Raw genomic sequence first — 13,869 nt, forward strand, 5'->3', positions numbered from 1 at the left:
TCGAAGCTGCTTTACATTTTTGTGAGCCAGTTTTGCTTTGCGGCTCATTGCACAGGTCAAACTTTTTCGAGCGTACACTGCAAAGGGTGCTGGTTACGTTTCGCCGCGTCCATGACTTGCGTCACTTTGGTCTCGGCGATCTCAAATGTATATACGCCGCAGGTTCCCATGCCGGATTGATGGACTTGCAACATAACCTGCGTTGCTTCTTCTTGGGTCTTCTTAAAAATGCCTATGAGAATAGAGACGACAAATTCCATGGGCGTATAATCATCATTCATCAACAGCACGCGGTACATGGACGGCTTTTTCGTCTTGGGCCTGACTTTGGTCGCCACACCCCGTTCAGGCGCGTCGCTGTCATCTTCATTGCCCGTGCCATCTTCGGGCCCAGAAAGCCATAATGGAATCATCTCTGTCATTCCGTCTAATGTAAGGCGTCTCTATGAATTTGAAAAGGGCCGGAGTGCGGAAGACATGGGGATGTTATGGGCGAGCGCGGGCTTCAATCTCCGCCAGTTCAGCCTCAATGTCTTCACGCGGAAGCCATATACCTCTGACCATGACGCCTGCGGGGGATTGCAAGTTATCAAGATCGTCCAGGGGATTGTTTTCCAGTAAAATCAGATCGGCGCGCATATTTGGCGCCACCGTCCCGAATCTATCAACGTCTTTGAAATACGCTCCGATAGCAGATGTTCCGCTTATCAAGATGTCTCTATTGGTCAGTCCGGCTTCCTCCATCGCATCGATTTCACGATGTATCGAAAAGCCCGGAACACTGAACAGCTGAGGCGCGTCCGTTCCAAACAGAATTTCGACGCCCTCCTCCTGAAGAATTTTTAGCAGTTTCAGGCGGTTCTGTTCGTGTATTTGCGGGTCGCCTTCGGTCAGAAACCCGATCCGGTCACGCCAGTTCTGCACAGTTTCGGCGCGGATATATTTCAACTCGTCATACTGATTTAAGATTTCTAGATTTCCGGCGCCAATCAGGGTTTTCCAAAGTGCAGAGGTTGGCACGACTCCTACACCCGCGTTTTTTGTTTTGCGGGCAATTTCGCGAAATTCATCATCGGAAATTAAATTTGAGAATCCATCAAGATAAGCAATAAAGCCGTCCAGATGATCCAGCGTTCTTTGTCCGGCGACCAGAGAATGGATTAACCCAACTTCCTCTGGAACATGGCCTCCAAAGTCGATTTCCAGCCTCTTTGCCTGCAGGGCCATAGCGTCATATTCCGCGCGGGTCAGACCGGGATGCACTTTCAACAAATCCCACCCTTCCATTACTTGAGTGGTCACGCTTTCTTCCGCCTCATTTGGCGAGGAAATGCTGTTTCCATTGAAACTTGGCCCGGCCAAATAAAGCGTGGGGGAAAGACGTTCGTCCGCCTTGGCATCTTCGCGTAATTGCAGCTGCCCCGGCGAGCCCAACATGCCCCGAACGGTCGTGACGCCATTGGAAAGATAAAGAAAAAGCGTGTCATTGACCTGCTGCTTACCTTGCGACAAGGGCGGGATATGGCCATGCATTTCCCCGAAACCGGGCATGAGGTACTGCCCTTCACCGTCAATCAGAATTGCGCCTTCGGGAATACCTGTCGTCTCGGTGTCCGAAACACTCAGAATCCTGTCACCTGAAACTAGAACCGTCTGGTTATTTAAAACGTTCAAACCGTTTGAGGTCTGACCATCCATAGGTAAAACGGATACATTCACAAAAGCCGTCATAGGACCGTCCTGAGCCAAAGCAGCAGCACTAAAAAGAAACAGCGCCGCCAATATGCTTTGGCTGATAATATTTAGTCGTGACATGATTTTGCGGCGCAGCATTCTGACCCCCGAGACATAAATTATTATCCGAACCTACCCATTCTCCATCTGGAAACCAGTGACATTTTCTTTAGGGAGTACGGAGTGTAGAAAAAGATCCGTGTTTATTTTCCCGTTATCTATTTGAATTATTTGAAAAAATAAAAACTCCATCCCCACTTCACAAAGTTAGGTTATATTAAACTCGTTCTTCTGAACACGGACAGGAACGCGTCAGGTTCTGGTTCAGGAGGCGGCGAGGTTGAGCATTCACCTGTGACAGGGTGAACTGTGCCGGGCCTGCCATGAGTGTGAGCCTGCCGTACCGTGCAGTGTCGGGCTGAGATAAACCCGGTGAGTGCGACCGTCGGAGAAACAAGAGGCCGCTCGGGTATAAAATCGCTGCCGCAGAGCTTTGGCTTTTGCGAAACACATATTCTCTTCGGTCTCCGGTAGGAGCCGAAGCTCTGCGGACTGTCCTTCTTATCAGGAAACCGTGAGACGCTCGACCCCAGATGGCGAGTTGAATAAAAGGCTTGGGCGATGCAAACTTCAGAAGTTAAGATCACATTCTCTTCACCCGTCATTACCCGGCTCGACCGGGTAATCCATATGGTGAAATGGCAACTAAATGAGGTCTATCATTGGTACTTTGAGGCTTTTGCTTACGCCCGACTTCAAAATCACACCTTTCGAAACAGAGTCGCATGGATTGCCCGATCAAGTCGGACAATGACGACTAGAAAAGCAAGGGCGGCTAAAACTGTTAAAGAAACTGCCGTCGCATCCTTACTAACCTCGCTTCGCGCTGCGTCGTTCGGATGGATATATTAACCCTCTCGAAAGATGTCCCTCCTATCCCATGACTATGCGCCGCGCTTTTCTTGTGACAGCCCTGATTTTGCTTGCCAATTTCTGGCCTGCCGTCGCCAATGCACAAAGCCTGGCCACCGAGAAGCCAACGGGGCGTTACGCCTCTATCATTGTGGATACGGATAATCTCGACATTCTTCACGCCCGGCAGATTGACGAGCTTCGCTATCCGGCCTCACTGACAAAGGTGATGACGCTTTATCTCGCCTTTGACGCTTTAAATAGCGGGGAGCTTCGACTGGAGGAAAAGGTTAAAGTCTCTGCTGTCGCCGCGCGGACACCGCCAGTCGATATCGGTCTTCGGACAGGACAGTCGGTCAGTATAGACACGCTCATGCAAGCCATCGCCGTGCGAAGCGCAAATGACGCCGCCGTCGTTCTTGCGGAACGCCTGGGGGGATCAGAGGCCGGGTTTGCCGAAATGATGACCGCCAAAGCGCGAAGCCTCGGGATGAGCCAGACGACTTTTAAAACGGCGAATGGCCTCCCCCATCCAGAACAAATCACCACAGCCCGGGACATGGCGAAACTGGCCAATGCTGTTCTGGTAAATCACCGTCGGCATTATCATTATTTCGGATTGAAGTCGTTTCGGTTTAACGGACGCACTTATTTGAATACCAACAGGCTCCTGCGCGAGCGCGAAGACGTGGACGGATTTAAAACAGGTTATACCAATGATAGCGGCTATAACCTCATCGTCTCGGCGCAACGGGACGGACGGCGTCTCATCGCGGTTGTTTTGGGCGGAGCCAGCGGCGCATCCCGTAACTCACATATGGCTGACCTGATTGACCGAGGCTTTGATGTCATGGGGGTGACGCCGCAAACAATCAAAGTCGCGCAGGCCCCGAAGGTTTCCCGTCCCGACAAACCGTCCCGCGCAAAAGCCAAGACACAAGGGTCAGAAAATTCAGATTCTCCCTCTACGCCGCCGAGCGTGCTTCGCCTTCGCGGACAAGACGCGCCTATCGTGCTGCCTGCTTCCAGCGGGCGCAATTTTCGCCTCCCAAACGGCAATTGGTCGGTACAACTTGGTCTATTTCAGACAGAAGCTTCCGCTAAAGCGCATCTCGACAGTCTTGGGCTTCTTCCGGAATTAGCCACCGCGAAACCCGTTTTAATACCCCGTGGAGCCATGATCGCCGCGCGTATGACGGGACTTTCCGCACAATCGGCGCGGGCGAGCTGTAAAGCGCTTGTCAAAACCCGCCATGGGTGCTTGATTATCGGACCTAATTCGTAACCTCTCAGGCTCTTCCGCTTTATGGCGTCATCTCCCCTCATTTCCCGAACGCAAAAAGACTTGCGCGGCCAGATTGCTGAGTGGCGGGGTTCAGGCGATCGCATCAGCTTTGTCCCGACAATGGGCGCTTTGCATGAAGGACACCTCACCCTGATAAGGCTAGCCCGGAAAAAGGCCGAACGGGTCGTCGTCTCTATTTTCGTCAACCCGACCCAATTCGCGCCTGGCGAGGATTTGGAAGCCTATCCCCGTACAGAAGCCGCTGATACAGAGAAGCTCGCCGCAGAAGGCGTTGACCTCATTTATATTCCCTACCCGGATTCTATGTATGACGTTCATCACGCCACCACGGTCAAAGTTGGCGGCGTTGCGCAAGGTCTTGAGACCGACCATCGCCCGACTTTTTTCGACGGCGTCTCTCTCGTCGTGACCAAACTCTTTAATCGTGTACAGCCCGACTCAGCGGTCTTCGGCGAGAAGGATTACCAACAACTCGCCACCATTCGGCGATTGGTAGAAGACCTCGACATGCCGATAAAAATCATCGGCGCGCCGATTGCCCGGGACGAATATGGTCTCGCCCTGTCTTCCAGAAATCAATATTTTGACGAAGACGGGCTCACAATTGCGCGTCGCCTCAATAAAATCATGTTTGCCTGCGCTGAGGAAATGGAAGGCGGTCGAAATGTGGACCGCGCCGCTGAGGACGCCGCCAAAGCCTTGTTAGAAGCTGGGTTTTCAAACGTGGATTATGTCGAAACACGGAGTAAAAACTCCCTCACCGTTTTGGAAGGCGGGGTATTAAACGCTCCGTCTCGCTTGCTTATAGCCGCCCATTGCAAAGGCGTGCGGCTCATTGATAATTGCGCCGTGAATGCGAAAGAATAGTGTGATAGTCTGCCGAGGCGCCGACATTTTACATACTAAATTTATTTCAAACCGGTTCAGCCCGAAAGGCTAATTCATGATTACGCTACACCATCTCGAAAATTCCCAATCCATCCGTATTCTTTGGCTGCTTGAGGAACTCGGTATGGAATATGATTTTAAAATGTATGACCGGGATCCGAAAACCATGTTGGCCCCTGCGGAATATAAAGCTATCTCCCCGCTTGGAACCGCGCCAGTGATCACCGACGGAGATGTGGCTCTTTCCGAGAGTAACGCGATTATTGATTATATTTTGGACAAAGCCAACGCAGAGACCTGGCGCCCCGGACCCACCTCGAAAAATCGTGAAAAATATTTGTTCTGGTTCCACGCCTCACAAGGCAGCCTCCAGTCCATACTGACTATGAGTCTGGTTTTAACAATTACGACGTCCAGATCGCCCGGCCTCATCCGCCCTCTCATAAAGAAAGTTTTGGGGATGACGCAGGCAGGTTTCGTTAAACCCCGATTAAAAGCTATTTTGACTGTTCTGGAGCAGGATTTATCCGAGTCGAAATATGTCGCTGGCGGCCGTATAACGGCGGCAGATATTGCACTCGGTTATACTCTGGAAATGGCCGGAATGAGGGGCTTATTGGACGATTATCCGAATTGTCTGGATTATGTTGAACGGATGACAACCAGACCGGCTTTTAAACGGGCCGTCGAAAAAGACGGGAAATATACAGGCATCCCAACTTAAATTTAGGAAATTACCAAGCCCCGAGATTGACTAGCTTCATACGAAGCGCCGGAGGCAGCTCTTCGCCGCTGCCCGGCCCGGTTAGATCATCCGGCGCGTCGCCTGCCTGTAGGTATCGCCACCCCTGAAAGGCGCGGCGTGGGGTCGGCACGACCGGAATGAGGTTTGGATCCATCACTATGGCGCAGGCCCGATGTCCATTTTTTGTCGTTTCTTCAAACCCAACAATTTTATTTCGGCATTGGATAATACCTTTGATAACCCAATAAAGGGAGCCCCCATCAAGCAATTCGTCTTTACGTTTAGGCGTCATCCGCGTGACATGAACGTGATTGGGGGATTGACCCTTACTTTTGCGGCGCTCCACAATGACCTTCTGCCAATCTCGCAATGTCGAAATTGACTCAGAACCAACAGAGAGTTTTTGCAAATGTAGGGTCACACACTTGCATAACGCGGCGGTTACGATTCTCTAAGGGGCGTTTACAGTTTCAGTCGAAAGGATCTTAAAATCTGCGTTCAAACGGCTCTGTATCTACAAGATAATCCGGCACGTCCGGGTCTATCCTAAATGTTACCATATCCGTCGGCGTCGTATCCGGAACCAACCCAGCTTTACTGATAATCCGGCCAAATGCTGATTTAATCTGACGGGTAACGGCGCCGTCTCTGCTGTAGCTCGGGTTCATCCCCAAACGATGGCGTAATGTAGCGTTTGTCAACATAGCGGCATTCTTCATGGCGCTTTGTTGCGTTGAATATTCTGTTGTTACGGACACGCAAAACGTCTGATTATCCACCCGGTGCGGCGAGTTCAATGGCCAGGTTGCCGCTTGATCGGTCTCTAATTCAATTATCTTCGCATGGTCTTCAAAATAATCTTTGTAGGGCAAATCATCATCGATGTAATTTGTTATTGAGTTTTCGTGGGCTTCGTCAGGAATAAACTCCGTCGTCATGGGGTATATATAAAGCACCTTCTTCCCGCGAACGTGCCACAATATCGTTTCTGTTTTGTCGAAATGATAGGGCACTCGAGCCACTGGCGAACTAATCAAAATACCGCCTTTGGCGTTATAAACGTTTGTTCCGCTCTGCTTGGACAAATCACCATACATATTATCCAGAACGGCCTTATATTCGGGATGGACAGTCATTGCCTGACGAACATTAATCCAGACTCTTCCCGCTTTGGCAGCCTCTATCAGCACTTTTCCTGGAACGTCGCGAAAATCGCCCGTTCGAAACTTATTCGGAAATTCAGGGTCATTTGATTCCCCCATCGTACAGACATCGAGCATATTTTGGGGATGTTTCTCCAGAAGCTCAATCAAAGCGTCATCCGTAAACAATCCCGTTTCAGAAAGTTTATGTCTGAAAGTCATAATCTCCTTCTGGAATTTATGTGTTTTCTCGTCAGTCCAATTTGTAATTATTTCAGCCATTTGAGGTCACCCATTCTTACTTAATACGCCCTAACATTGCGCCATTTGCGCCGGATATAAGGGGAAGTCCTTTATTTTTTGTATGTTTCGAGGCTTAAAATATGGGTATGGTTAAAAATGACTTATCTTACCGAAAAGCCCTTCGAAGCGCGTAATAAGCTGCGCCTAAAACCATAACCGCGCCGATGATTAATCCGGATAATATGAGCAGAGGCCCCCACTCCCCCAGAAGTCTCTCCGCGCCCCTCAAACTTGCAGCTAAAGAGCCCCCCAGCAAAATGAAGCCCGTCAGCATAATCATCCAGAAACCGAGATTTCCCGTTTCGTTCTCTTCTTCCTCAGGGGCGTGACGTTCAATATAACGCTCCGTACTGGTGATGTGATGGCGCATTGCGTCATCCTCACGAAGGTTATCAATAACGGTTACATCAGTCTTTTTAGTCTTTGCCTCGCTAAAGACTGCTGCCTCTATCTCGGCTTTTGATGGGACGCGCGTCTCATTATCATCACGCACAACTTGGAGCGCTTCGTTTCCCTCATCTTTTCTACCGGGAAACTCAACGAGGTTATTATTCTCTAATGGGGTGGTCAAAGTTTTGTCTTGAGCCGTGTCTTTAATATCGCCCGCGTCAATATTTTCACTCACGACTTCGGGACCGTCAGTGTCCTCTAACTTTGTAGAGCTTTCCATTTGTATTAAAGCCTCCGGCCAGTCTTCGGTTGTGGAGGTCTCTTCGTCGCTTACCTTATCTATAAGGGCATCTAGACGATCAGAAATATCGGCAGCAGCGTCAGCTATAACAGACCTATTGGGAGACCTTTGCCCATTATCTTCAATTTCGGCAGCGGCCTCAGTCTCTGTATCATCGATTTGTTCAGTATATCTATCATCTGGTGTTTCAGGTGTCTCAAATTCAGTGATCTCATCAAAGCTAGACACGCGCGAAAAGTCATCAACCGCATCTTCTTCGGTTTGATAGAGTGTCTCTGGTTCAACGACTTCGCTCAGCATCAAAATACCGGCTGGTCCGTCCTCGCGGCGGCGGGTTGGCGTCGTTTGAGCGTCATAAGGCGCTCTGGCAACGACACCCGAAGTTTCATCTTGGGTAAAGACAGGCAGCACGTCGTCGGTATATAACGCGGCCATATCCTCATCCTGAACGGGCGGCAGATCAACACTGGGGGCCGGACGAGGTTTCTTGTCTAGCCTTAAAAATAAAGCCTTTTCGGCGGTGCGGCGGCGCATTAAAGCATCAACGACATAGGTTTTGCCGTCGATGGTCGACTTTCGCCAGACATCTAGCCCGTTCGCGGCGTCCAGAGGCCGGCCATTATTAAGAGCACGCAAAGTATCGGATTTTAGAAAGGCTTTCGGGCCAATATTATAAGCGAAACTCACCAGCGCATCGAACTGACCTTGCGACAGGGGCGCATGTACATTTTCATTTATCATGTCTTCAAAAGCCTGAAGGTCAGATATTAATAGCTCTTCAGCTTCGGACTTAGACATCTGAATGGGGTCATCACTAAATAAACGATGCCCATAGCCTACAACCCTATGACCGGAAACAAGTGTGCGGTCCACAGGGCGATAACCCTCATAGGCCTTGATGAGTTTCAAGCCAGTCGATGACAGGGTTAGCCCGTGTGAAGCGGTCAAAGTGCTCATTTTTCGTCCCAAACTGTTACAAATCACGCATGGTTTCACGCGTAACTGTGCAAGTTTCAGGCCATTTTCGCTTTCAACGAGAGTTTTTGAAAGAAAATACGGTTAGAGCAACATCATGGCGGCAAATCCAAGAAAGGCGAAAAACCCGACTATATCTGTGACAGTTGTCACGAAGACAGAGGAGGCGACCGCCGGGTCTGCTCCGTAATGCTTCAGCGCCAAAGGCACGCTGACACCCGCAATGCCAGCAAATAAATGGTTTATTATCATAGCGATAAAGGCCACTAAGGCGAGTTCAGGATTCCCAAACCAGACAAAGGCAATCAGAGAAAGTACCACGGCAAAAATTATACCGATAATCAAAGCAGCCAAAGCCTCACGGCGCACAGCCCGCCACGCCGTTCGAGAAGTCAGGTCACGTTCTGTCAAAGCCCGCACGGCCACGGTGAGAGCCTGCGTGCCGGCATTACCGCCCATAGAGGCGACAATTGGCATCAAGACAGCCAAAGCTACGATTTGGGAAATGGCGTAATCAAATTGTGCAATAACAATAGAGGCCAGTACAGCTGTCAACAAATTGACGAACAACCACGGCGCCCGGGATTTAACGGTTTTGAACGCCGTATCGGTTAGGCCCGCATCATTTACCCCCGCAAGGGCCAGAATGTCTTCTTTGTTTTCATCCTGAATAATATGGAGGATATCATCCACCGTCATCATACCGACCATACGGCCGTCTTTATCGACAACCGGAGCGGAAATTAGGTGGTATTTTTCAAAATAATAGGCAGCTTCTTCCTGATCAACATCCTGGTCAATTGTCACGATCAAGTCTTCAATAACGCTTTCCAGCATCACTTTGCGCGGCAAGCGCATTAATTTGGAAACCGGGACATAGCCAAGGGGTTTAAAGTCCGCATCAATGACGTAGATGTTAAAGAACAGGTCAGGGAGCTCTTCTCCCGTAGTCCTCATATGATCAATTGTATCGCCGACAGTCCAAAAGCGCGGCGCAGCCACGAATTCTCGCTGCATCAACCGGCCAATGGTTTCATCATCAAAGGCAAGTGAAGCTTCTAATGCGGCGCGTTCAGTTGGCTCAAGAGCCTCCATCACATCTTCGCGCTGTGCGTCCTCCATCTCCTCAACGATCTGCGTCGCGTCGTCATTATCAATAAGAGTAAGGGCGTTCGCGATCTGAGAGGCAGGTAATAGGGGTAGAATATCTTCCACGACCTCATCTTTTAGCTCTGCCAGTAGATCGCCGGAAATCAACTGAGGCGCGCGAGAGATCAGCTCAACGCGCTCTTCAGACGTTAATTCTTCGAGCTGGTCAGCAAAGTCCGCCGGATGAAGGTCACTTAAAGACCCAAGCATGGCTTGATCATCTTCCATCTCAAGCGCCAGTTTAAGCTCTGTTCCGAGATCGTCTCCGGATAGATCAATCTCACCCTCATCCCGTTCCAGAGTTTGGTCTGTTGTATCCATTGCGCAACGCCTCCCTCTTGGTGATAGCGATAATTAAGTAAAAACCCGTGATTGTTGATACGTGGCCTTTGCTTCAAAAAGAAACGGGGGTCAAAGCGAAATCAGTTTCATCTGAACTTTACTCAGTTTAGCACAGGATATGAGCATGATAACAGGTTATATTTTATTCGGTTGCATTCTATTGCCGGCACTCACGGCTCTCGCCTGGATTGACGTCAGAACGTTCCGCTTGCCAAATTTATTGACATTGCCGCTTATTTTTATCGGTTTTCTGTTTGCTTATTATAATTCTTCGTTTTCTCTCATTGCGTCTATTCTCGGCGCTATAATTGGATATGCGGGATTTGTAAGCCTCGAATATGTCTTTCGCAGAATTTATAACAAAGACGGACTCGGCAGGGGTGATGCAAAACTACTCGCTGCCGGCGGGGCTTGGTGCGGTGGTCTCGGGCTGCCTTATATAATTTTGATCGCAAGTCTATGCGGCTTGGTCTTCACTCAAATGCCTTCTCAAAAGAAGAAAGCCAGAACCGGAAACTTCAACATCCCCTTCGGTCCGTTTTTATCTCTGGGGATTGCTGTAATCTGGCTCGGCCAAAGCTATATCACTTTGCACTAATTCGGGGCGCACAACTCGCTAGCGCAACAATGGGCGTGACACGATCCCAACCCTCTGACGTCTTGCTGGTCAACTGCCCTGAAAAACTTTCTCCGCCTTTTAGGTCCTTCCCCGGCTCTAGAGACAGCGGCACATTTTGCCCATCCGGTAATTTATATCGGCGTTCCAAGGCGTTTAACTCGCCCTCATCCTCACGAGTAACCGCCATTGGTTTCTCATCAAGGTAAAGTTTCGCAACATTAGAAGTTTCGAACCCAATAAAACTCCGGGCGTCATTCGCGGTCCAGATAAACAACCCGCATTCACCGGGAGACAATTTTTGCGGGGACAATCCTGTACGAACCGAAGCAGGTTCACTGACCTTATCTGCCGTCGATCCAGCTGTCGTCCCGCAAGCGTTTAAAACGCAGGCAAAAAAGAGGGCCGGGAATATAAATTTAGTATTTCTCACAGGAACAGCCTAACGCCACTTGCCTTGTTCAACCAAGCGAAATTCTACCCCCTCGGGCGTTTGGCTGCGTTCTTCAAATCCAAAAAGTGGCAACACCTGAGCGGCCTCCACGTCGCGGGATAGAACGCGAATATCAGAATTATATTGGCCGGACGCCGAAATTGAAACTGTTGCCGAAACGGATTGCAGATCATCCTTCCCAGCCATATTAAAAACAAAATTCCCCGTTTCATCGCAAGAAAGCGGTCCTGCCAAAGCTGGCCCCTCCCATGAAAACAAAGCCCGGTTACGCATTAAGACGTCTGTACGAGACGTCCCGTTCAGCACTTTACATTTAGCCTGCGTGTCCCATTCAATCTCTTGAATATTGACATTGATCTGCCCCGCCAGCCCTTGAAGCCGCGGATCAGGCATGGGCAAATTAGCCACATTAATCCGGAAGTTGATATCCTCGGCGGCGTATTGGCCAAAGGCACCGTCCACCTGCAAGCCTGTCCCCGTCACCTTAGCTTGCACTGGGGGTCCGCCCGCCAAAAACTTCGCAGGGTTAAGACGATATTGAACGGATTTGATATCCCTTAATGCAGTGATGTCACCTCGCCAAAGCGTTCCGCGATAAGTCGTTTCATCCTGCGTTAAAGTTGCAGGCAGAGCCATAGGCGCGACCCAAGACAAAGGCAGGAATATAATTAAACCGAGGATCACGCCCGGTAACAACCAAAACAGACGTTTCATTATTGTCCGCTACTTATGAAGTCATCAATTTTGGAAACGTCTCTTCCGGATTGATTAATGTCCTCCCGGCGCATCCTGTTCAGACGGCTTTGCGTGAGCGGTCTGGCATCATCGGCATCCCGAATAATCGTTGGGCGAAGGAAAACCATTAAATTGGTTTTGACGCGTGATTTATCTTTATTTCGGAAAAGTGAGCCAATTAACGGAGCGTCACCGAGCAACGGAATCTTTTCAACCGTTATTTGTTCATCGTCTTCCAATAGACCGCCCAGAACAATTATCTCGCCGTTATTGGCAAGGACAGTTGTCTCAATTTGACGTTTATTCGTGACAAAGTCCTGAGATATGGTGGTTACAGCCCCGGCAATTGAACTGACCTCTTGGGCAATTTCCAACCGGACAACATCGCCCTCGCTGATTTGCGGCAGAACATTGAGCTTAATACCGACTTCTTTGCGTTCAAACGTTCGGAATGGGTTGACGTTATTTGACCCCAGGCTTTCCCCTGTCGTAATCGGAATTTCTTGTCCAACCAAAAATGTCGCTGGTACATTGTCCAGCGTGGTCACAAACGGCGTGGAAAGAATGTTACTTTCTTCGTCCCGCTCCAGCGCATTGGCAATAACGCCAAAGAGCGTGTCATTGCTGATGCCGCCAATCCCGGCGGTTCCGCCGGTCAGCGCGCTAAGGGAATTTAATGCTGCGGTTTGCGCCGAAGGATCAATATTCAAGCCAATCTCATCCCCGGCTAAGGCGCCTGTCAGAGCCAAAATGTTTGGCGCGGCGCTAAAGTTAGACGAAATCAGAGGAACCGTATTCCCGTTAATGCCTCCAACAGCGAACTGGACGCCCAATTCCTTGGCCGCCGTATCAGAGATTTCGACAATTATCGCCTCTACGAGAACTTGTGGGCGGCGAACGTCAAGCCGGCGGATTATCCCCTCCAATGAGGCTTGGGTTTCAGCATCAGCACTGACAATAAGTGTATTTGAGAAACTATCATATGCCACGGTCGGGGCGGGATTTCCGTCAACGGCATAGGACGGCAAAAGGTTTGTTAAAACCTCTACCAAAGTGGCCCCATTTGCAAATCTTAGCGGGATAACGCTGACCGCACCGCGCGGGGCAATGGAACCCACATCCATGCTTTCTACAACAGGCCGAAGGCGGGCAACATCCTGCGGCGGGCCTTCAATCAATAATGAATTAGATCCCGATATAGCCACGACCTTTACGCGCGGTTTTTGGCCGGCAAGTTCTTTCAGAGCTTCTTCGGCGTCAATCGCGCTGAGCTGTCGGAGCTGAATGATCTCTGTAACGGAGCCATCCGTATCCATCGCGGCGACAATCTCGCGGGCCTTGCGGATGTTTTCAGGAAAGTCCGTAATGACGATTATATTCCCCTCAGGGTTGGCTGTCACCAATCCCTGACTATGCATTACAGGTTTAATAAGGCGCGCGGCCTCAGCTGCATCCTCATAATTTAATTTGATAACCGTTGTAGCAAGACGGCCATTAATACCGTTGCCATCCACAAAAGGAGACTCGCCAGCGGCGCCCTGCAACAAAGTGACACGATATTCCCCTGTCGCCGTACGAACCAGCGTATATCCATGCACTCGCATGACATCTTTAAACACTTCAAAGACTTCGGATTTAGACAGGGACTGCTCGGAGCTAATCGTCACGCGTCCTTGAACTCTCGGGTCAACAATAAACGTATTGCCCGTCACAGTGGCCACATCATTTATGAAAGAACGAATATCCACATCCTGCATAGTTATGACGTGCTCTCCAGCGTTCTGAGCTGACGCCGCCATTGGCACAAACGCCAAGGCCGTCGCAGTCAAAAAGCCTCCAAGGCAGGATTTCACTTGGGGTTTAAATTGCATCATAAG

General features: G+C 49.9%; 13 protein-coding genes. 4 read left to right on the plus strand and 9 right to left on the minus strand.

Annotated features, from left to right (window positions below):
- Window positions 1–56: 56 nt before the first annotated feature.
- The gene (gene clpS, locus ACNA05_RS01660; protein ID WP_415810102.1) at window positions 57–413 is read right to left on the minus strand and encodes an ATP-dependent Clp protease adapter ClpS; all 357 of its coding nucleotides are present in this window, start codon (window positions 411–413) and stop codon (window positions 57–59) included.
- Window positions 414–486: 73 nt separating this feature from the next.
- Window positions 487–1,833 carry an amidohydrolase family protein gene (locus ACNA05_RS01665; RefSeq protein WP_415809635.1) on the minus strand — a complete coding sequence of 449 codons (1,347 nt, stop codon included), beginning with the start codon at window positions 1,831–1,833 and terminating at the stop codon, window positions 487–489.
- Between the two features lie 841 nt (window positions 1,834–2,674).
- Here ACNA05_RS01665 and ACNA05_RS01670 point away from each other — a divergent pair.
- The 3 genes from ACNA05_RS01670 (at window position 2,675) to ACNA05_RS01680 (ending at window position 5,564) form a co-directional block, all read left to right on the plus strand.
- Window positions 2,675–3,931: a D-alanyl-D-alanine carboxypeptidase family protein gene (locus ACNA05_RS01670; RefSeq protein WP_415809636.1), complete on the plus strand. Its 1,257-nt coding sequence runs from the start codon at window positions 2,675–2,677 to the stop codon at window positions 3,929–3,931.
- Window positions 3,932–3,952: 21 nt separating this feature from the next.
- On the plus strand, window positions 3,953–4,819 hold the full coding sequence (gene panC, locus ACNA05_RS01675) for a pantoate--beta-alanine ligase (RefSeq protein ID WP_415809638.1): 867 nt from the start codon (window positions 3,953–3,955) through the stop codon (window positions 4,817–4,819).
- Between the two features lie 76 nt (window positions 4,820–4,895).
- The gene (locus ACNA05_RS01680; protein ID WP_415809639.1) at window positions 4,896–5,564 is read left to right on the plus strand and encodes a glutathione S-transferase family protein; all 669 of its coding nucleotides are present in this window, start codon (window positions 4,896–4,898) and stop codon (window positions 5,562–5,564) included.
- Between the two features lie 10 nt (window positions 5,565–5,574).
- Here ACNA05_RS01680 and ACNA05_RS01685 read toward each other — a convergent pair whose 3' ends face one another.
- From ACNA05_RS01685 to mgtE, 4 genes are all read right to left on the minus strand, one after another.
- Window positions 5,575–6,006 (minus strand): DUF1489 family protein, encoded by a 432-nt coding sequence (locus ACNA05_RS01685; RefSeq protein ID WP_415809640.1) that lies wholly within the window; start codon window positions 6,004–6,006, stop codon window positions 5,575–5,577.
- 64 nt (window positions 6,007–6,070) lie between these two features.
- Window positions 6,071–6,949, minus strand: a complete 879-nt coding sequence (locus ACNA05_RS01690; RefSeq protein WP_415809641.1) for a hypothetical protein — start codon at window positions 6,947–6,949, stop codon at window positions 6,071–6,073.
- Window positions 6,950–7,136: 187 nt separating this feature from the next.
- On the minus strand, window positions 7,137–8,678 hold the full coding sequence (locus ACNA05_RS01695; RefSeq protein ID WP_415809642.1) for a lysozyme: 1,542 nt from the start codon (window positions 8,676–8,678) through the stop codon (window positions 7,137–7,139).
- A gap of 102 nt (window positions 8,679–8,780) precedes the next feature.
- On the minus strand, window positions 8,781–10,166 hold the full coding sequence (gene mgtE / locus ACNA05_RS01700; protein WP_415809643.1) for a magnesium transporter: 1,386 nt from the start codon (window positions 10,164–10,166) through the stop codon (window positions 8,781–8,783).
- A 145-nt stretch (window positions 10,167–10,311) separates the two neighbouring features.
- On the opposite strand from mgtE, the gene ACNA05_RS01705 reads away from it, so the two are divergent.
- On the plus strand, window positions 10,312–10,785 hold the full coding sequence (locus tag ACNA05_RS01705; RefSeq protein ID WP_415809644.1) for a prepilin peptidase: 474 nt from the start codon (window positions 10,312–10,314) through the stop codon (window positions 10,783–10,785).
- On the opposite strand, the gene ACNA05_RS01710 is transcribed toward ACNA05_RS01705, so the two are convergent.
- Genes ACNA05_RS01710 through gspD form a run of 3 tightly spaced genes read right to left on the minus strand, consistent with a single transcriptional unit; the run spans window position 10,772 to window position 13,866 of the window.
- On the minus strand, window positions 10,772–11,236 hold the full coding sequence (locus tag ACNA05_RS01710) for a hypothetical protein (RefSeq protein ID WP_415809645.1): 465 nt from the start codon (window positions 11,234–11,236) through the stop codon (window positions 10,772–10,774). The two genes, ACNA05_RS01705 and ACNA05_RS01710, sit on opposite strands and share 14 nt — an antisense overlap.
- Before the next feature lie 9 nt (window positions 11,237–11,245).
- Window positions 11,246–11,971, minus strand: coding sequence for a type II secretion system protein N (gspN, locus tag ACNA05_RS01715; RefSeq protein WP_415809646.1), 726 nt, complete (start codon window positions 11,969–11,971; stop codon window positions 11,246–11,248).
- Window positions 11,971–13,866 carry a type II secretion system secretin GspD gene (gspD, locus tag ACNA05_RS01720; RefSeq protein ID WP_415809647.1) on the minus strand — a complete coding sequence of 632 codons (1,896 nt, stop codon included), beginning with the start codon at window positions 13,864–13,866 and terminating at the stop codon, window positions 11,971–11,973. The genes gspN and gspD overlap by 1 nt, the downstream gene beginning before the upstream one ends.
- Between the last annotated feature and the right edge of the window lie 3 nt (window positions 13,867–13,869).

Origin of the sequence: Litorimonas haliclonae (assembly GCF_965138505.1) — a bacterium.
In the GTDB taxonomy this organism is placed as follows: domain Bacteria; phylum Pseudomonadota; class Alphaproteobacteria; order Caulobacterales; family Maricaulaceae; genus Litorimonas; species Litorimonas haliclonae.